General features: G+C 66.5%; 9 protein-coding genes. 6 read left to right on the top strand and 3 right to left on the bottom strand.

What is annotated here, in order from left to right; genetic code table 11:
* Nucleotides 1-4: 4 nt before the first annotated feature.
* Entirely contained in the window at nt 5-1,135 is a 1,131-nt protein-coding gene (locus ETR14_RS06260) for an aminotransferase class V-fold PLP-dependent enzyme (protein ID WP_129383861.1), read from the bottom strand.
* Between the two features lie 20 nt (nt 1,136-1,155).
* Entirely contained in the window at nt 1,156-1,689 is a 534-nt protein-coding gene (locus tag ETR14_RS06265; RefSeq protein WP_129383862.1) for a DUF3617 family protein, read from the bottom strand.
* Between the two features lie 71 nt (nt 1,690-1,760).
* Here ETR14_RS06265 and uvrB point away from each other — a divergent pair, with 71 nt between their 5' ends.
* The 4 genes from uvrB to ETR14_RS06285 all read left to right on the top strand — a co-directional run bounded on the left by uvrB (nt 1,761) and on the right by ETR14_RS06285 (nt 8,118).
* On the top strand, nt 1,761-3,965 hold the full coding sequence (uvrB, locus tag ETR14_RS06270) for an excinuclease ABC subunit UvrB (protein WP_129383863.1): 2,205 nt from the start codon (nt 1,761-1,763) through the stop codon (nt 3,963-3,965).
* 39 nt (nt 3,966-4,004) lie between these two features.
* The gene (locus ETR14_RS06275; RefSeq protein ID WP_129383864.1) at nt 4,005-4,781 is read left to right on the top strand and encodes an SDR family NAD(P)-dependent oxidoreductase; all 777 of its coding nucleotides are present in this window, start codon (nt 4,005-4,007) and stop codon (nt 4,779-4,781) included.
* Nucleotides 4,782-5,036: 255 nt separating this feature from the next.
* The gene (locus ETR14_RS06280) at nt 5,037-6,431 is read left to right on the top strand and encodes an amidohydrolase family protein (protein ID WP_129383865.1); all 1,395 of its coding nucleotides are present in this window, start codon (nt 5,037-5,039) and stop codon (nt 6,429-6,431) included.
* Between the two features lie 448 nt (nt 6,432-6,879).
* Nucleotides 6,880-8,118 (top strand): alpha/beta hydrolase, encoded by a 1,239-nt coding sequence (locus ETR14_RS06285; protein WP_129383866.1) that lies wholly within the window; start codon nt 6,880-6,882, stop codon nt 8,116-8,118.
* A gap of 42 nt (nt 8,119-8,160) precedes the next feature.
* Here ETR14_RS06285 and ETR14_RS06290 read toward each other — a convergent pair whose 3' ends face one another.
* Entirely contained in the window at nt 8,161-9,723 is a 1,563-nt protein-coding gene (locus ETR14_RS06290; protein ID WP_243455789.1) for an FAD-dependent oxidoreductase, read from the bottom strand.
* Between ETR14_RS06290 and ETR14_RS06295 the strand changes: the two genes are divergently transcribed.
* A complete protein-coding gene (locus ETR14_RS06295; protein ID WP_129383867.1) occupies nt 9,711-10,163 on the top strand; it encodes a MarR family winged helix-turn-helix transcriptional regulator in 453 nt (150 codons plus the stop codon). The two genes, ETR14_RS06290 and ETR14_RS06295, sit on opposite strands and share 13 nt — an antisense overlap.
* Before the next feature lie 177 nt (nt 10,164-10,340).
* Nucleotides 10,341-20,078, top strand: a complete 9,738-nt coding sequence (locus tag ETR14_RS06300) for a tandem-95 repeat protein (protein WP_129383868.1) — start codon at nt 10,341-10,343, stop codon at nt 20,076-20,078.
* Nucleotides 20,079-20,111: the final 33 nt, after the last annotated feature.

A 20,111-nucleotide genomic window follows, 5' to 3' on the forward strand; every position in this document is an offset into this window, starting at 1 on the left:
GCAGTCAGGCCGAAAGCTGTGCGACCAGGCGCGCAACGTCGGCGTCGTCATTGTAAAGATGCGGCGTGATCCGCATCGTATCGCCGCGCAGGCTGACATGGACGTTCGCCGCCGCCAGCCGCGCCTCGATGTCCTCGGGCATGCCGGCGCGATAGCGCACCGACAGGAAATGGGGTGCCCGGCCCGGCAACGCCTCGATGCCGTGATCGGCCAATTGGCCGGCGATATCGCCGGTGATCGCGCCCAACGCCTCGGAGATGTTTGCGACGCCCCAGTCGAGCAGTTGCGCGATCGCCGCGCCGGCGACCGGCAGCAGGGCGAAGTTGGAGCGCTCGCCCATGTCGAAGCGGCGTGCGCTCGGCTCCAGTTCCTGCGAATAGCCGGCGAGGGACCGGAAATCCTCCGCCCCCTTGCGGGTGATCCACCCCTCCTCGAGCGGACGGCCGCCCTGATGTCGAGGCGAGACGTAGAGAAAGCCGACCGAGTAGGGGCCGAGCAGCCATTTGTAGGAGGCGGCGATCATGTAATCGGGATCGACCGCGGCGAGATCGAGCGGCAGCGCCCCCATTGACTGGGTGGTGTCGAGCACCAGAGCGGCACCCACCGATCGGCAGCGCCGGGCGATGGCTTCGACATCGATGCGAGTGCCGTGGATCCAGTGCACGTGCGGCGACACGACCAGAGCGGTGCTGCCGTCGATCGCGTCCAGCAAAGCCGCGCTCCAGTCGCCGTCGCCCTCCGGCCGCGGCACCGTCACCACCTTCGCCTCGGCCTGCTGCGCCAGCGCCCGCGCCGCATAGATGCCCGACGGGAAATCGTCGGCCAGCGTGACGATCGTCTGGCCGGCGGTGACCGGCAGGTTGCGAAGCGCCGTCGCCATGCCGTAGCTGACCGACGGGATGATCGCGATGTCGTCGGCCCGCGCGCCGATCAGACGCGCGTAGAGGCCGCGGACCCGTTCCGCCTCATCGAAGAAGCTGGCAGCATTGATCTCCCACGGGCGGCTCTTGCGCCGCAGCCCTTCCTCGCCCGCCTGCGCCGCCGCGATCAGCAAGGGCGACATCTTTGCACAATCGAAATAGGCGATCTCGGCCGGGATCTCGAAGCGCGCCCGCTGGCAGGGAATGAGGGGCATGGCGATCGTCCGCGCGAAAATCAGGCCGCCTTGTCGGCGGTCTGGTTGCCGTCCGCGCCGGGCGCAGGCGCCTGGCAGGTGGGGCCGGTCCGCTTGGCCGTGATCGTCTGCTTCATGGTGAAGTCGCCGTCGCCGGGCAGGTAGCTGGTCGTCTCGGCGGTCGCGTCCAGCGTATCGGCGGTGGAAGTTCCCGAGATGCTGACGTTGATCGGCCCCTTGCCGCCCCGCGTGCAGGTCAATTGCGCGTTGATCCGGCCCGACTTGACGTAGCTGCCCGGCTGATAGCTGCACTTGTAATCGGGGCCGACCAGCACGGCGGGCTCGGGCTTGCTGTCGGTGCCGGCAGCGATGCAGGCACTCGACGTCGCCTTGTCGCCGACCGCCGCCTTGAGCATCGGGGTCTTGCCGTCGGTGGAGCGGAAGGCGGTCGTCTCGAACGCGGTTTCCCACTGGCCCGCACCCATTGCCGCTGCCGCCGGTGCCTCGGCTTTCTTCTCTTCGGCCGCACCGCAACCCGCCACCAGACACAGCGACGCCAGCATCAATCTCCGCATCCCATCCCCCTTCTCTTCATTGTCGTGGTGGAACGGTAGCGCGGCGGCGATCGAATGACCATATAGGAGCCATGGGCATCATCATCAGGACCGGCCTTCAAGAGCCGGAGACCGGCAGCGACTTCGTTCCCCACCGTCCGCAGCGGCCGGACAAGGCGGAAGGCGGGCGCAAGTTCACGCTCGTTTCGGACTATTCGCCGTCGGGCGACCAGCCGACCGCGATCGCCGAACTGACCGGGGCGGCGCGGGAGGGCGAGCAGACCCAGGTGCTGCTGGGCGTCACCGGATCGGGCAAGACCTTCACCATGGCCAAGGTGATCGAGGAATTGCAGCGCCCGGCGCTGATCCTCGCGCCGAACAAGATCCTGGCGGCGCAGCTCTACGGCGAGTTCAAGAGCTTCTTCCCCGACAATGCGGTCGAGTTTTTCGTCAGTTACTACGATTACTATCAGCCCGAAGCCTATGTGCCGCGCTCCGACACCTATATCGAGAAGGAAAGCTCGGTAAACGAGGGCATCGACCGCATGCGCCATTCGGCGACGCGGGCGCTGCTGGAGCGGGACGACGTGATCATCGTCGCCTCGGTGTCCTGCCTCTACGGCATCGGCTCGGTCGAGACCTATTCGGCGATGACCTTCAGCCTCAAGAAAGGCGAGACCGCGGATCAGCGCGAGGTCGTGCGCAAGCTTGTCGCCCTGCAGTACAAGCGCAACGATCAGGCCTTCGGCCGCGGCAATTTCCGCGTGCGCGGCGACAATCTCGAGATCTTTCCCTCCCACTATGAAGACATGGCGTGGCGGATCGCCTTCTTCGGCGACGAGATCGAGGAGATCGTCGAATTCGATCCGCTGACCGGCAAGAAGATCGCGGCGCTGGACTACGTCAAGATCTACGCCAACAGCCACTATGTGACTCCGGGGCCGACGCTCAAGCAGGCGATGGAAGCGATCAAGCACGAGCTCTCCGAGCGGCTGAAGGAGCTGGTCGCCGAGGGCAAGTTGCTGGAGGCGCAACGGCTCGAGCAGCGCACCAATTTCGATCTCGAGATGATCGCCGCCACAGGCTCGTGCGCGGGCATCGAGAATTACAGCCGCTTCCTGACCGGACGGTTGCCCGGAGAGCCGCCGCCGACCTTGTTTGAATATCTTCCCGAAAATGCGCTTTTGTTCGTCGACGAGAGCCATCAGACGGTGCCGCAGATCGGCGCGATGGCGCGCGGCGACCACCGCCGCAAGATCACGCTCGCCGAATACGGCTTTCGCCTGCCCTCGTGCATCGACAACCGGCCGCTGCGCTTCAACGAGTGGGACGCGATGCGACCGCAGACGGTGGCGGTCTCGGCGACTCCCGGCAGCTGGGAAATGGAGCAGACCGGCGGCGTCTTCGCCGAGCAGGTGATCCGCCCGACCGGGCTGATCGATCCGCCGGTCGAGATCCGACCGGTCGAGGACCAGGTCGACGATCTCATCCACGAATGCAAGGAGGTGGCGAAGAAGGGGTACCGAACCCTGGTCACCACGCTGACCAAGCGGATGGCCGAGGATCTCACCGAATTCCTCCACGAGGCAGGATTGCGCGTCCGCTACATGCACTCGGACGTCGAGACTCTGGAGCGGATCGAGCTGATCCGCGACTTGCGTCTGGGCGTCTACGACGTGCTGGTCGGCATCAACCTGCTGCGCGAGGGGCTCGACATCCCGGAATGCGGACTCGTCGCGATCCTCGACGCCGACAAGGAAGGCTTTCTCCGCTCGGAAACCTCGCTCATCCAGACGATCGGCCGCGCCGCCCGCAACGTCGAGGGCAAGGTCATCCTCTATGCCGACCGGGTTACCGGATCGATGGAGCGGGCGCTCAACGAGACGACTCGCCGCCGCGAGAAGCAGGAAGCGTATAACGCGTTGCATGGAATCACGCCGACGACGATCAAGCGCAACATCGCCGACATCATCGCCCACGTCTCCAGCCGCGACGGCGTCGTCGTCGACACCGGCGACGAGGAGCGCCCGCATCTCGTCGGCCATAATCTCAAGGCCTATATCGCCGACCTGGAACAGAGGATGCGCAAGGCTGCCGCCGATCTCGAGTTCGAGGAAGCGGGACGATTGCGCGACGAGATCCGCAGGCTGGAGGCCGACGAGCTCGGCATCCCCGATCACGAGAAGCGCGCGCCCCTGGTCGGCAATTCGACCGAGGGCAAGCCCGGCACGCGCAAGACTCGCTACGGCAAGCAGCAGCAGATGCGGATGAACAAACGCGCGGGCGGACGGCGCTGAGCCGAGGCATCCTGGCCGCCGCGGCAAAGGATCGACGGAATGGCGCGTATCTTCATCACCGGCAGCACCGACGGTCTCGGGCGAGCCGCAGCGGAGGCGCTCCTCGCCAGCGGCCATGAGGTCGTCTTGCATGCGCGCTCCCGGCAACGCGCTTCGACGGTCGCCGACCTCGTATCGCGCTCGGCCGGGGTGGCGGTCGGAGATCTCGCCAGCGCCGACGAAACGCGGGCCGTCGCCGATCAGGTGAATGCGATCGGCAGAATGGACGCAATCATCCACAATGCGGGCATCTATTTGGCGCCGACGCGCGGTGCGACTCCCGAAGGACACGCCACCACTTTCGCGGTCAACAGCCTGGCGCCCTACATCCTCACGGCCCTGATCGCCCGGCCCGATCGCCTCGTCTATCTCAGCAGCGGTCTGCACCGCGGCGGCGCGGGGTCGCTGCGGGATCTCGAATGGACGCGGCGGCCGTGGAACTCGGCACAGGCTTATGCCGAAAGCAAGCTGCATGTCGCGGCGCTGGCCAATGCGCTGGCGCGGCGCTGGCCGAGAGTGCTCAGCAATGCCGTCGATCCCGGCTGGGTCCGCACGAAAATGGGCGGCGCCGCAGCCCCGGTCGATCTCGACACCGGCCAGCGTACCCAGAGCTGGCTCGCCAGCAGCGACGATCCCGCCGCGCTCGTGTCGGGCGGCTATTGGCACGCGATGCGGCAGGCCGAGCCTGCGGACGAAGTGAAGGACCCTGCCTTCCACGAGGCGCTGCTGCAGGCGCTGGCGGATCTTACAGGCGTCGCGCTTCCCCAAGACGACTGACACGAATTCCGGAGGTTAAGCGGTGCGTCGCCTCCGGTTTTGAGCGGTCCGGATCGGGAATTCTGCCGATATCGCCACATGGAACTGCCGACTAGCGTCTCGCCGCGCCATCCCGGTGCGTCTCGCGCCTTCGCGACGATCGGGGCACTTCAGAGGATGGGCATATCGGGAGAATGCAACGTGGCGTTCCGTGCTCCTCGTAAACCCTCACCGGGCCGGCCAGCCCGCTTCTCTTCCACCACGCTGCTGCGCTCGATGTCGATGCTGCTGACGTTCCTGATCGCCGCTTCGTCGCCGGGCATCGCGCAGCCGATGCTCGGGGAAGCCGGCCGCGTTACCCTCTTTCAGAACGTGCGCATCTTCGATGGGAAGACGCCAAGGCTGTCGACGCCGTCGAACGTGCTTGTCCGGGGCAACGTCATAGAACGTATTTCCACCGATCCGATCGCGTCGGAACCGGGTGCGCAGGTGATCGAAGGCGGCGGCCGAACCCTGATGCCCGGCCTCATCGATGCGCATTGGCATGCCATGCTGATCCGCCCGACGCCGGTCGAGGCGATTTCCGGCGACGTCGGATACATGAACCTCATTGCGGCGGACGAAGCCCGGGATACTTTGATGCGCGGCTTCACCACGGTTCGCGATGTCGGAGGTCCGGTCTTCGGCCTCAAGCAGGCGATCGACGACGGCATCGTGCCCGGGCCACGCATCTACCCGTCCGGAGCGATGATCACCGTCACCAGCGGCCATGGCGACTTTCGTCAGCTCTCGGATCTGCCGCGTCAGATCGGCGGACCGCCGACTCGCGGCGAGCAGATTGGCGGCTTCGCGATCGCCGACGGCCCGGACGAAATGCGTGTCAGAGTCCGCGAGCAGTTGATGCGAGGGGCTTCGCAGATCAAGCTTACGGGGGGCGGTGGGGTTTCGTCGCCATTCAGTCCGATCGACGTCGTGACCTTTGGCGATGCCGAGCTTCGCGCTGCCGTGGAGGCCGCGCGCAACTGGGGCACCTATGTCACGGTGCACGCCTTCACCGACGACGCCATTCGACTGGCGATCGACGCCGGCGCTCTCTGCATCGAACATGGCTTCCTGATGAGCGAGGCTATGGCCCGAACGATCGCCGACAAGGGCATTTGGCTGAGCGCGCAGCCGCTGCCCGAGGCAATGCGGACGGGCCTTCCGCCGGGGTCCGTTCAGCGCGAAAAAGCATATGCGGTCTTCCCCGGCATCGCCAGAACCTATGCCCTGGCGCGCAAGTACAAGATCAAGGTGGCGTGGGGTACGGACGTGCTGTTCTCGCGCGCCCTCGCCCAGCAACAGGGCGCGATCCTGGCCTCGCTCGGCCGGTGGTACACGCCCGCCGAGGCCTTGATCATGGCAACTTCGACCAATGCCGAGCTGCTCGCCCTGTCCGGCAAGCGCAACCCCTATCGGCGCAGGCTCGGCATCGTCGAGACCGGCGCATTTGCCGACCTTCTGCTGGTCGACGGTAATCCCTTGCAGGACCTCAATCTCGTCGCCGATCCTGGACGGAGCTTCGTCGTCATCATGAAGGATGGCATTCTTCACAAGAACGCGCTGGTGGATGATCCGGAACGGCAATCACGAGGTGGAAAACCTCGGAGATTTGCTCAGAGCCGAGTGTGACGACGATGAAATCCCGATATTGACCGCTGGGCGGCGGGTTACCTGGAGCGACCCGGCCATAGACCGACTTGTGCCTGGGTTGCAGCCGGCCAGGCGGACAAAACAAGCAGAGCGAAGACAAAACGCATACGCAATCTACCTTTCGATCGCATCTTCTCGAATCCGCCGATTTTCTTAATCAGAAATCTCCCGAAATGCGGTCGGGAAATACCCGATGGCTTTCAGCGAGGCTTGCCGGGAAACGCGGGTGACCCGCTTCGACCCTCTTCCACTTCCGCTCGGCAGGCACTGGCGGCGACACTCGCCGACAGACCATCACACCGCCTGCGATCTGCGCACGCACGCTCGCTGGTCTGCGCTAAGCCGGCGGTCTGGCGAAAGTCTTCGCGGGGGTGATGTGTCGGCGGAACGATCTCGACAGCCGCCGCGGGTCCACTAGGAACGCAGCATGCGTTCGTTTCCGATCCGGCTCTTCTCAGCCGCCCTCCTCGCCCCCGCAATCCTGGCCCAGACATCCCTCGCCCAGGCCCAGCCGATCGCAGCGCCAGTCGCGGCCGTTCAATCCTGGCTGGCGCGGCCCGAATCCGCACGCCGGGCGGACGATCCGGCCCTTGTCCGTCCTTTGACTCGGGCGCAGGCGGAGCGTGTCCTGACACTGCTTGGGGTCGATCGCCGGCGTGCCGTCGCGGCAGAGGCGGCGGAGGCTATCGCGGCCAGGCAGATTGCGGTCGGCGACAAGGTCCTGAAGTGGGAGAGCAAGCTTTTCGGCACCGTCCCCTGGGGCAAGCGCAGCCTGTGGATTTCCATGCACGGCGGCGGCAATGCGGAGCCCGCCGTCAACGACCGGCAATGGCAGAACCAGATCCGCCTCTACGCGCCCGCGGAAGGCATCTACCTTGCTCCGCGGGCACCGACCGACAGCTGGAACCTGTGGCACGAGGCGCATATCGATCCTTTGTTTCAGCGGCTGATCGACGCTCAGGTCGCGGTCAACGGGGTCGACCCGAACAGGGTCTATCTGATGGGCTATTCGGCCGGCGGCGACGGCGTCTGGCAATTGGCGCCACGCATGGCGGATCGCTTCGCCGCCGCGGCCATGATGGCGGGCCATCCGAACGAGGCCGGAATGCTCGGCTTGCGCAACCTTCCCTTCGCCATCTTCATGGGCGGGGCCGATGCGGCTTATGACCGGAACCGAATCGCGGCTGAGCGCGCCGCCGAGTTCGACCGACTGCAGGCGGCCGATCCCGGCGGATACGTCCACATGGCGCGCATCTACCCCGGCCTGCCCCACTGGATGGATCGCAAGGATGCCGAGGCACTGCCGTGGATGGCCGGCTTCACCCGCAACCCATGGCCGAAGCGCATCGTGTGGGTGCAGGACGACGTCACCCATGATCGTTTTTATTGGCTGCGCCTCCGCGATGCCGAGGCGGCGAAAGCGGGCGATACGATCATTGCCGATGTCGACGGGCAGACGATCACCGTGACCGGGGCGGTTCCCGCGGGAACGACGCTGCGCCTTTCCGATCGGCTGGTCGACCTCGATCGGCCGATCCGAGTGATCGTCAACAACCGGATCGCCCATTCCGGGAGGATCGCGCGAACGGCGAGCGCGATCCAGCAGTCGCTGCTGGAGCGCATGGATCCGGATTCTGCCGCGACTGCAGTGCTTCGCCTCGACTGAACCTGCTTGTTCGACGTGATCCCGCGCCCAAAGCTGCGCAGCTCACATGCTTGGCGCGCCCGGCAGGATCGAGACAGCGCGTTCGAGATCGGGCGTTACCACGATTGCGGCGAGGTAGCCGTCCGGACGAATGAGCGCCCATTGACCGGCGGCGAGGCCGTAAGCCTCGGCGATATGTCCGCCATCGTCGAGGAGATCGTGGCCGATGCGAAGGATGCGCATATTCTTGCGTGGCGTGGGCTGCGCGGCGGCCGCGTGGCCGAGCAGGGTCCATTGGGTCCCCTGAAGGAGAGAGAACAAGCGGGCCGGCTGGCCGGCGCGTCCGCGGCACGGCGCGTCCGGCGCGCGATCGCCGGCCTGGAGGCCTGAAGCAGTGGCTGGCCCGGGCAGCGACAGCGACGAGCCGCGGTAGCCCAGATCGAGCTGCCGCACCTCCCGGGCGCGTCGCATCATCCCTTGTTTCGCCTCGTCCAGCAGCTTCGTGGCGAGGCCAAGGACGTCTTTGGCGATCGGCCTGCGCTCTTCCTCATAGGTCTCGAGCAGGGTGTCGGCCGCGCCGCCCAGCGTCGCGGCCAGCTTCCAACCGAGATTGTAGGAATCCTGTATGCTGGTGTTGAGCCCCTGCCCGCCGGTCGGCGGATGGATGTGCGCGGCATCGCCGGCCAGGAAGACACGGCCGACGCGGTAGTGGTCCGCCAGGCGGGCGTTCATCGAATAGACGGAGGCCCAATGCACCGCGTGCACCCGGATGTCCGAGCGGCCGGTACGCCGGGCGAGCATCGCGTTCAGGCCTTCCGGCGAGACGTCGACGTCGACCTCCCCCTCCGGCGCAACCGGGGCTTGGATTTGAAACAATTGGGTCCCGGCCAGCGGACAGATCATCACCTGCTCCGCCCCCGTACCGACCTGGAAGCGGTGCCAGGCCGTGCGATCGAGGCCGTCGAGGCGAACGTCTGCGACCAGCGCGCGCACGCCGAGCGTATCGCCCGGAAACGGGACCTGCAGGGCTCTTCGGACGAAGCTGCGACCACCGTCCGCACCAACCAGATAACGCGCCCGGATGCGCCGTTCCCCGGCAGTCTCGACCAAGGTTGCGGATACACCGTCGCCGTCCTGCTCGAAATGCGCCAGCCGAACGCCGAAGGAAGGGCGATGGCCGAGTTCGGCGAGCCGTTCGCGCATTACCTGTTCGGTCATGAACTGCGGCACCATCAGCGGCTCGCGATAGGGCTCGGCGGGACTGGATGGGGTCGGCTCGGACATCGGCATCTCCGCAATGCCTCCGTCCGCGCGATAGATACGATGCGGCGGATAGGGGCCGCCGGCGGCGGCGATCCGATCGAGGAGACCAAGGTCTTCGAACACCTCGAGCGTGCGCGGCTGGATGCCCTTGCCGCGCGATCCGCCGAACGGCGTCTCATTCTGCTCGACGAGACGGAAGCAGAGGCCGCGCCGCGCCAGGTCGATCGCCAAGGTGAGGCCGGCGGCGCCCGCGCCGCAGATCAGGACATCGGTGTCGAACGGCATTGGCAGCTCCGGATCAATGTGTACTATGCACGTAAATCGAAGCGCCGAACGGCACAAGGAAAAACGTGCATAATACACACGATCCCAAGATCCTGCGTGATCTGCACACCGCGATCATCGACCTGGTCGACGAAATCAATCGGCCTCGCCGGGACGACAGGCTGATCCAGGAAGCGGGCATTCCGCTCGACCGGGCGCTGTTTCCGCTGCTTGTCCGGGTCGGGCGGCATGGACCGGTCGGCGTGGTCGATCTTGCCGATCGCACCGGGCGCGACCACACGACGATCAGCCGGCAAATGGCCAGGCTGGAGGAGCTGGGGCTGATCGAGCGACGATCGTCGGCCAAGGACAAACGGGTGCGCGAGGCGGTGGTCACCGAAAAGGGAGGGAAGATGGTTGCCGCGCTCAACGCCGCCCGCGAGCGCCTGGCCAACCGCATCCTGGCGGGCTGGTCCGACGCCGAACTCGACACTTTACGCCATCTCCTTCGCCGTTTTGCCGACGATCTGATGCGATAGTCGGCAAGACGCTGCCGGGGCGCGCGACCCGGCGCGCAGCAGTGCGGACACGTGCTTGGAAAGGCGTGTTTCGGCAGAAAAGTCCGGTTGGACTTGTCAGCCGAGCCGATATCTTCTCATCCAATCACGCGAGCCGCCGAGACCCGGTGGCCTGCAGGGTCTTTTGGGGGAAAGGCTGTGACTGCACCAACATTGGCCGGACTGGCATCGAGCGTCACGTTCAACGAGGATGCGGTCAACGCCGCGCCGGCTTTGCTCGACATCGATGTCGCACTCTACGATGCCGAGAACAACCTCGCCGGTGGCACGCTCACCGTGACGGGTCTGCTCGCCGAGGACCGGATCGGTGTCCGTCATCAGGGGATCGCTGCCGGGGAGTTCGGCGTGCTCGGCAGCGACGTCAGCTATGGCGGCGTGGTGATCGGCACCGTCAGTGGCGGCGTCGGCGCGGCCTTCACGGTGGCCCTGAACGGCGCTGCCACCACCGCCGCTGTCGAGGCTCTGATCGAGAATCTCACTTATGCCAATACGAGCGACGCGCCGACGGCGAGCCGGACGCTGACCCTCAACGTCGCCGACGCGGACGGCGCGGATCTGAGGGCGGACGGGCGGATGTCGTTCGAGGCGCTCGGCGGCGCGGACAGTCCGTTCAGCGGCATCGACGTCGGCCGGATCGGCAAGCCGGAGTTCGTCGATTTCGACGGCGACGGCGATCCCGACATGGTCGTGGGCGAGGCGTTCGGATCGGTGCTTGCCTATCGCAACGACGGCGGCGTCTTCACCCAGCTGACCGGGAGTGACAACCCCTTCTCGGGGATCACCGCCGGCAATTTGGTGACGGTGGCTTTCGGCAATTTCGCCGGCGACGGCCGTCCGGACCTCGTCATCGGCGATGCCACCGGCCAGCTCTTTGCCTATCGCAACGACAACGGCGCCTTCACCCAGCTGACCGGCGCGGCCAATCCGTTCAACGGCTACGACATCGGCGCCTGGTCGGACCCGGTCTTCGCCGATTATGACGGCGACGGCGATGTCGACCTGATCATCGGCAGCCAGACCGGCGAAGTCTTCGTGTCGCGCAGAAACGGCAGCACCTTCGCCGCGCCGGTGACGCTCGGCGTGCCGTTCCCGTTCAGCTTTCCAAGCTCTCCCGCATTCCTCGACTTCGACGGCGATGGCGATCAGGACCTGGTCGTCGCCTTCTACGACCACGTCCGAACCTTCCGGAACGACGGCGCGGGTGCCTATACCCGCGTATTCGACATCCCGTTTCGCGGCCTGAGCGGCGCCCGGCTCGGCATCACCTTTGCCGATCTCGACGGCGACGGCGACCTCGACGGCATCGCCGGCGAAGACCAGGGCGGGATCATCTTCCTCGAAAATGCCGGCCAGTCGATCACCGTCAACGTTACCCCGGTCAACGAAGCCCCGGTCGCGCAAGACGATGCGCTCACCGCCCGGGAGGACGTGCCGACGATTTTCACCGCCGCGCAGCTCGTCGGCAACGACACAGATGTGGACGGCGGCGCCCTCACCATCGCAAGCGTGACGGCGGTGAGCGGCGGGACGCCGGTTCTGAACGCCGACGGGAGCGTGACTTTCACGGCAGCCCCCGACTTCAACGGTACCGCCAGCTTCACCTATGTGGTCCAGGACGGCCGCGGCGGCACGGACGAGGGACTGGTCACGGTCGACGTTGCGGCGGTGAACGACGCTCCGAAGCTGACCGGATTCTCTCCCGGCGCGACGTTCGACGAGAACGCCGTCAACGCGGCGCCGGCGCTGCTCGATGCGGACGTCACCTTTGGCGATGCCGAGGGGAACGTCGCCGGAGGGGTGCTGACCGTCACCGGCCTGCTCGCCGAGGACATCGTGGGGATCCGCGATCAGGGCGCCGGTGCCGGCCAGATCGGCGTTTCGGGGAGCGAGGTCAGCTATGGCGGTGTCGTCATCGGCACAGTCGGCGGCGGTGCCGGCACGACGCTGACGGTTGCGCTCAACAGCGCCGCGACGGTGGCGGCGGTCGAGGCGCTGATCGAGAATCTCACTTATGCCAATACGAGCGATGCGCCGACGGCGAGCCGGACGCTGACCCTCAGCGTCGCCGATGCGGACGGCGCCGATTTGAGGGCGGACGGGCGGATGTCGTTCGAGGCGCTCGGCGGCGCGGACAGTCCGTTCAGCGGCATCGACGTCGGCCGGATCGGCAAGCCGGAGTTCGTCGATTTCGACGGCGACGGCGATCCCGACATGGTCGTGGGCGAGGCGTTCGGATCGGTGCTTGCCTATCGCAACGACGGCGGCGTCTTCACCCAGCTGACCGGGAGTGACAACCCCTTCTCGGGGATCACCGCCGGCAATTTGGTGACGGTGGCTTTCGGCAATTTCGCCGGCGACGGCCGTCCGGACCTCGTCATCGGCGATGCCACCGGCCAGCTCTTTGCCTATCGCAACGACAACGGCGCCTTCACCCAGCTGACCGGCGCGGCCAATCCGTTCAACGGCTACGACATCGGCGCCTGGTCGGACCCGGTCTTCGCCGATTATGACGGCGACGGCGATGTCGACCTGATCATCGGCAGCCAGACCGGCGAAGTCTTCGTGTCGCGCAGAAACGGCAGCACCTTCGCCGCGCCGGTGACGCTCGGCGTGCCGTTCCCGTTCAGCTTTCCAAGCTCTCCCGCATTCCTCGACTTCGACGGCGATGGCGATCAGGACCTGGTCGTCGCCTTCTACGACCACGTCCGAACCTTCCGGAACGACGGCGCGGGTGCCTATACCCGCGTATTCGACATCCCGTTTCGCGGCCTGAGCGGCGCCCGGCTCGGCATCACCTTTGCCGATCTCGACGGCGACGGCGACCTCGACGGCATCGCCGGCGAAGACCAGGGCGGGATCATCTTCCTCGAAAATGCCGGCCAGTCGATCACCGTCAACGTCACCCCGGTCAGCGATCGGCCCCAGACCAGCGACCGTACCGTCACGCTGGTGGAAGACGCAGCCCACACATTCTCGCTTGCCGATTTCGCCTTCGCCGATGCCGAGGGCAACAGCTTCACGCGCGTTGCGCTGTACGACGCTCCGGCCAATGGCGCCTTGTGGCTCGATGCGGACGGCGCCGGCGGCGCCCCGGCGGTGCGTGTTCAGCCGGCGCCGGGCACCCCTGTGATGGTCGCGACGTCGATCATCGCGGCCGGCGGTCTGACCTTCGTGCCGGATGCGAACGGCAATGGCGCAGGATATGCCAGCTTCCACTTCGCGGTGGAGGACGATGGCGGCACGGCCAACGGCGGCTCGAACCTCTCGCTGCCGCATGTGATCACGCTCGACGTCGAGGCGGTCACGGAGCCTCCCGTCAACCTGATCGGATCGGGAACGATCACGCTCAACGAGGATGCAAGCGCGTCGATCATCGGCCTTGCCATCACCGATGCCGATCCCGCCGGCGCGACCTTCACGGTGACGCTTGCAGTGGAGCATGGCAGCATCGCGGTCATGGCCGATGTGGCAGGCGGCGTGGCCGCCGCCGGGATCGTGGTCGGCCCGGCCGGCTCGACGACGCTCACAGGCACGCTCACCCAGATCAACACCACGCTCGCTGTCGCGGACGCCGTGCGGTACACGCCCGCCGCCGATCATTTCGGCGCGGACACGCTCACGATGACGACGAGCGACGGCGAGGCGAACGACGTCGATACGCGCCCGATCGCGGTCATCGCCGTCAACGACGCGCCAAGCTTCGTCCCCGGCGCCGACATCGTCATCGATGAGGATTCCGGCTTCGTCTCCATCCCGGCCTGGGCAACGAGCATCAGCGCCGGCCCGGCCAATGAAGGCGGTCAGGGGCTTAGCCTGTCCGCAAATGTCGTCGCCGGCGGCAGGTTGCTGAGCGAAGCGCCGTCCATCAACGTCGTCACGGGCAAGCTCACCTTCGCGCTCCGGCCGGACGTGAGCGGGACGATCAGCGTCGACGTCGTGCTCAGTGATGACGACGGCAACGGCTCTCACCTTTCTACCCCGGTGCATCGGCTGACCATCACGGTCACTCCGGTGAACGATGCCCCGGTGCACAGCCTGCCGACCAGCCGGGCGACGGTGGAAGGCGAGGCCGTGACGCTGATCCCGCTGCCCCATCTCGACCCGCCCGGAATCGTGGTGACCGATGTCGACAGCGCCATGCTCACGACGCGTGTCACGGTCGCGGACGGCAGCCTTAGCGTCGGCCCCGCCGGGGCTTCGGCCATCATCTCGGGCGACGGCACCAATGATCTGCTGCTTTCGGGCACCGCAGAGGACGTCAATCGCGCCCTGTATCTCGTCAGCTACACGCCGGCCGCAGGCGTAAGCGGCGTCCGCACGATCACCGTCACGACCAGCGACGGCAGTCTTTCAGATGTCGACACGGTCTCCGTCTCCATCGCCGACGTCGGCATCGCTCCAGCGGGTGAGGACGTCACCCGAAGCACGCTCGAAGACGTTCCGATCGTGCTCGGAGTCGAAGACTTCCCGTTCACCGATGTCGAAGGCCAGCCCCTGGTCGCCATCCGTCTCGCCAGCCTGCCGACCGCAGGGACGCTTCGCCACGCGGACGGGATCTTGGATCATCTGGATGTCGACGGCGACGGCGTTCCCGATGTCGACATTCGCCGGTTCGAGCTGCGCGTCGGCGAGGAGATCAGCCGCGCGGACCTGGAAGCGGGCCGGATCTCCTACGTTCCGGCGGCGAATGCCAGCGGCAGCACAAGCTTCACCTTTCAGGTCCGGGATGCCGGCGGACCGGATTTCGGCGAAGCGCTGGATGCCTCCCCCAACACCTTCACGATCGAGGTCGCGCCGGTCTACGACCCGCCCTCTCTCTCGGGCTGGGGACCGGAGGCGGGCGCGGCAGTCTGGGATCAATCGGCGCTGTCCACCAACGTCTATGCCGACATCACCGGATGGACGCCCGCCAACGATTTCACCCTGACATTGCCGCAGGCACTGACCGGTTTCACCGTCTACCTCACCGAAAGCGCCGGCTCGACGGCGGATGACGGCGTGTTCGGCGGGTTCAGCGGCACGCTGGGCTGGGGACTCTATACGAACACCGCCGGCGGTGAGCCGGGCAGTCTGCTCTACAGCGGCACCGACCTTTCGCTGATCGGCACCGACACGGGCGTGAACAGCGCTTATGGCGGGAAAGACGTTTATCGCTTCGAAGGCGATTTCGGCCAGACCATCGTCCTGCTGACCGGGACCTATTGGTTCGGCATCCGCGAAACGCGCTGGGGCGGCGATGGCGCCGACGGCAGCGTGGTCGGCTGGGCCTCGGCGACGGCGATGATCGGCGGGCCGGTGAAGCTCGTCCAGGCCCCCTATGTTCCGCTCGGCCACGACAGCGCCTTCGCGCTCACCGGCACTGCGGCCATCGCCTTCACCGAAGCCGATGTGAACACCAGCCCGCAATTGATCGATGCGGACGTGACGTTCACCGCGGTCGAGGGAAATCTGGACGGCGCGGTGCTACGCCTCGCCGGCGCGCTTGCCGAGGACTCGATCGGTGTCCGTCACGGCGGCAGTGGTCCGGGCGAGATCGGCGTCTCGGGCAGCACGATCCTGTACGAAGGACTTGCCATCGGCACCTTGGCCGGCGGCGCAGGCACGACCCTGTCGATCACCTTTGGCGCGGGCGCCAGCGCGGCTGCGGTCGAGGCGCTGATCGAAAGCCTCACCTACGCCAATTCTAGCGACGAGCCCACGCCGATCCGAACCCTGACGCTTACGTTCGAGGACGGGGCGGGACACGGCCTTGCCGCCCCTGCCGAGCTGGTGATCGGGGTCACGCAGAGCAGCGACCTGCCCCATCTCAGCGGGTTTGCCGAAGCGACCATCGTCTTCGCCGAGAATGCGGTCAACGGGACGCCGCGGCTGATCGATGCGCGTGCGGACTTCGTCGGTCAGGAAGGTGGCGGCAAGCTCGTCGTCAGCGGTCTGCTCGCCGAGGACCGGATCGGGATTCTGGACGGCGGCCTGGGCGCGGGCGTGATCGGTACCCAAGCCAATCGCGTCTATTTCGGCGGGGGCCAGATCGGGACCTTTACCGGCGGCGCGGGCACGCCGTTCGTCGTCACCTTCAACAATTCCGCGTCGTCTCGCGCGATCGAGGCGTTGATCGAAAGTCTCACCTACGCCAATGCGAGCGACGCCCCGACCTCGGGACGAACGCTCCAGCTCGACATCCTCGATTCGGACGATGTCGGCCTGCCGGCGCCTGTCGACATCGCGATCACCGTGACCTCGGAGAACGATGCGCCGGTGCTCGGCGACTGGGGCGGCAGCGCCATCGCGTGGAACCAATCGGACTTTGTCCGCACCAACCAGTTCGACATCACGATATCGCAGGTCGCCAACGACTTCACCCTCGGTGCGCCAACGCAGCTTGCCGGCTTCTCGGCCTGGCTCGCCGACGGCCAAGGCAACGACAACGGCATCTTCGACAATTTCAGCGGAACGCTCGGCTGGGCCATCTATAGCGGCACTGACCATCCCGAGACGATCGTTGCGAGCGGCTCGGTCGGCAGCCCGGTCGCGACCGATACCGGCACTCAAAGCTGGTTCGGGGAGGACGTCTTCCGCTTCGACGGCGCCTTCGATGCGCCGGTGACGCTCGGCGCCGGCACCTATTGGTTCGCCTTGCGCGAAGGCGCGTGGGGAGACACCTCGCTCGATTTCACCAGCATCTACTGGCAGGATGCCGACTCCGTGGCGGGCCACGGCTACGCCTCCTTCAGCGATATGGCCGGCGCATGGGTCATCGACGCCAATGACGGTGCCTTTACGCTCACCGCCATTGGCCCGATCGGTCTCGTCGAGGGGACGATCGATCCTGCCGGCCTGTTGCTCGACGCCGACATCACGCTCAGCGATCCCGACGGTGCTCTGGGGGGCGGCAGCATGGTCGTCGCCGGGCTGATGGCGGGCGATCGCGTTGCCATCCGCAGCCAGGGCAGCGGCGCAGGCGAGATCGGGGTTGCCGGCTCCGGCGTCACCTATGGCGGCGTACTCATCGGCCATTTCAGCGGGGGCAACGGGTCGGCATTCCGGGTGGACCTCGATCCGGCAGCAACAGTCGTTGCAGTCGAAGCCCTGATCGAATCGCTCACCTTCGCCAACGACAGCGACACGCCCGCCGCGCAGCGCATCCTGACGCTCACCGTCACCGATGGCGGCGGCGCCGCCGCGACGGCGGGGCCGATCACGATCGAAATCACCGCGGTCAACGACGCACCGACCCTGCAGCTCAGCAGCTCGGCGCCGGGTGCGATCCTTGCTTATACGGAGAACGATGCCGCGGCGCTGATCGCTCCGGACGCGTTGCTCGCCGATGCGGATTCTCCGGATTTCGCCGGTGGCACCTTGTCCGTGAGGTTTCAGGCAAACGGCACCGGCGCCGACCAGCTCGGCATACGTCACCAGGGCATCGGACCGGGGCAGATCGGCGTCGACGCGGCCGCCTCTACGATCGCCTTCGCCGGCACCGTCTTCGCAACGTTCAGCGGCGGCACGAACGCGTCCGATCTCGTCTTCAACTTCGACAGCGACGCGACTGCGCCTGCCGTCCAGGCCCTGATCCGAAGCATCACCTTTGCGAACAACGCCGAGGATCCGAGCGGTGCGCCACGAACCATCTCCTTCCTGATCAACGACAGTGACGGCGGCACCGCTACCGCGCAGGCCGAGGCGACGGTGAACGTGACGCCCGTGAACGATCTGCCTGCCGGCACCGACCGCGGCCTCACCATCCTGGAGGACACTTCCCGTCCGTTGAGCGCGGCCGACTTCGGCTTCTCGGATGCCGACGGCACTTTTACCGGCGTGACGATCAGTGCGGTCACCGGCGGGAGGATCCAGGTGGATACCGACCATGGCGGATCGGGTGGCTTCGCCGATGTGACGATGCCGCAAACCATTGCCATCGCCGACCTCGACGGCGGCTGGGTACGCTTTGTGCCGGAGACGGATGGCTACGGTCCCGCTTACAGTGCGATCACGTTCAGCGTCATCGACGAACAAGGGGCCGCCGACCCCTCCTCCAACACGCTCACTTTCGATGTCACCCCGGTGAACGATGCACCCCTGCTGACGAGCGCTGCGCCGATCGTCGTCGCCGAGCAGATCGCCGCGACGCTGCTCGGCGGCGTCACCGTGTCCGATGCCGACCTCGACAAGAGGAATGGCGGTCTCGGCGACTATGCGGGGGCGACATTCAGCGTCCAACGCAATGGCGGGGCCAATGCAGAGGATGTGTTCAGCCTTGCGTCGAACGGCAGCTTCACCGTGGACGGCGATCAGTTGAAGGCCGGCGGTCGAGTCTTCGGCACCGTGTCGACCGGGTCTTCCGGCACGATCGAGATCAGCTTCACGAGTCTCGAGACGCCGGCAACCTCCGCCCTGGTCGATACGGTCATCCAGGCGATACGCTACACCAACGGCAGCGACACGCCGCCGGCGTCGGTTGAGCTGGCCTACGGTTTCGCCGACGGCGCCCCGGGCGGCGGCCAGGGCAGCGGCGCCGCCGGCCTTGCCGCCCGATCGATCTCCGTGGCCATCGATGCGATCAACGACGCGCCGATCAACGTTGCCCCGATCAGCCAGGGCGGCAGCGAGGATCTGGACGTCGTCTTCTCCGCCGCGCGGGGCAACCCGATCACCGCCTCGGACGCGGAGGCGAGCACGCTGACCGTCACGCTAGCAGTCACGCAAGGGATGCTGAGCCTGGCGGAAACCGCCGCCCTCTCCTTCTCCGCAGGGGACGGTACGCGCGATGCGGCGATGACCTTCAGCGGCACGGCGGCGGCGATCAACGCCGCGCTCGACGGCCTCGTCTATCGCGGCACGCTCAATCAGAATGGCGCGGTGACGCTGACCATCACCACCAGCGATCTCGGCGTCGCTGGCAGCGGCGGCGCGCGGAGCGATCAGGACGCGATCGTCATCAATCTCGCCCCCGACGGCTATCTGGACGGGGATAGCGGCGACAACGACATGGTCGGTACGGGGAACGCCGACATGTTCCTGCTGCACCAAGGAGGGCACGATCACGCCCGCGGCAACGGCCTCAACGACCGCTTCTATTTCGGCGATCAATGGGATTCGGGGGACAGCGTCGACGGCGGCAGTGGCGACGACAGCCTCATCCTCGGCGGCGATTATTTCATGGCCTTCGGGAGCGGCCAGATTGCCGGCGTTGAGCGCTTGCGCCTGCTCAGCGGAAAGGGTGCCGACTTCGATTATCACCTCACCATGACTGACGGCAACGTCGCCGCAGGACAGCAGTTGCGCGTCGATGCATCCGAGTTGCTCGTCGGCGAGACTCTGTTCTTCGACGGCATGGCGGAGAGCGACGGCCGCTGGATCGTCTTGGGCGGCGGCGCCAACGACATCATCCTCGGCGGCATGCTCGCCGACACGATTTCGGGTGGCGCCGGCGACGACACGATCTACGGCAAGCTGGGGCGCGACCAGATTACCGGCGGCCTCGGTGCCGACTTCCTGGTCGGCGGCAGCGACGGCGATGTCTTCGTCTACGGAGCAGCAGCGGAGTCTACCGGAACGAGCTTCGACACCTTCTCCCATTTCGGATCCGGGATCGACCGGATCGACCTGCCGTTCACGGTGACAGCCTGGACCGGGCGCCTGACTGCGGGCGTGCTCAACTCCGCGACGTTCGACAGCGGGCTTGCCGCCGCCGTCGACGGCCCGTTGCAGGCGCATTCCGCCGTGCTGTTCACGCCGAATTCGGGAGACATGGCGGGCCGGGTGTTCGCTGTCGTCGATGCCGACGGAGACGGGGCGTACCGGGCTGGGCAGGATTACGTGTTCGAATTCGCCATCATCCACATGCCGCTCGACGCGTCGACGGCGGTGTTCATCTGAGGCTGACGTGGAGGGACGTGAGGGCTGGCGTCC

This window comes from Sphingosinicella sp. BN140058 (assembly GCF_004135585.1).
GTDB lineage: Bacteria > Pseudomonadota > Alphaproteobacteria > Sphingomonadales > Sphingomonadaceae > Allosphingosinicella.

Excerpts from the sequence above, each read along its gene's own strand:
- ETR14_RS06260 (WP_129383861.1), bottom strand. The coding sequence starts at position 1,135 with ATGCCCCTCATTCCCTGCCAGCGGGCGCGCTTCGAGATCCCGGCCGAG.
- ETR14_RS06265 (WP_129383862.1), bottom strand. The coding sequence starts at position 1,689 with ATGCGGAGATTGATGCTGGCGTCGCTGTGTCTGGTGGCGGGTTGCGGT.
- uvrB (WP_129383863.1), top strand. The coding sequence starts at position 1,761 with ATGGGCATCATCATCAGGACCGGCCTTCAAGAGCCGGAGACCGGCAGC.
- ETR14_RS06275 (WP_129383864.1), top strand. The coding sequence starts at position 4,005 with ATGGCGCGTATCTTCATCACCGGCAGCACCGACGGTCTCGGGCGAGCC.
- ETR14_RS06280 (WP_129383865.1), top strand. The coding sequence starts at position 5,037 with ATGTCGATGCTGCTGACGTTCCTGATCGCCGCTTCGTCGCCGGGCATC.
- ETR14_RS06285 (WP_129383866.1), top strand. The coding sequence starts at position 6,880 with ATGCGTTCGTTTCCGATCCGGCTCTTCTCAGCCGCCCTCCTCGCCCCC.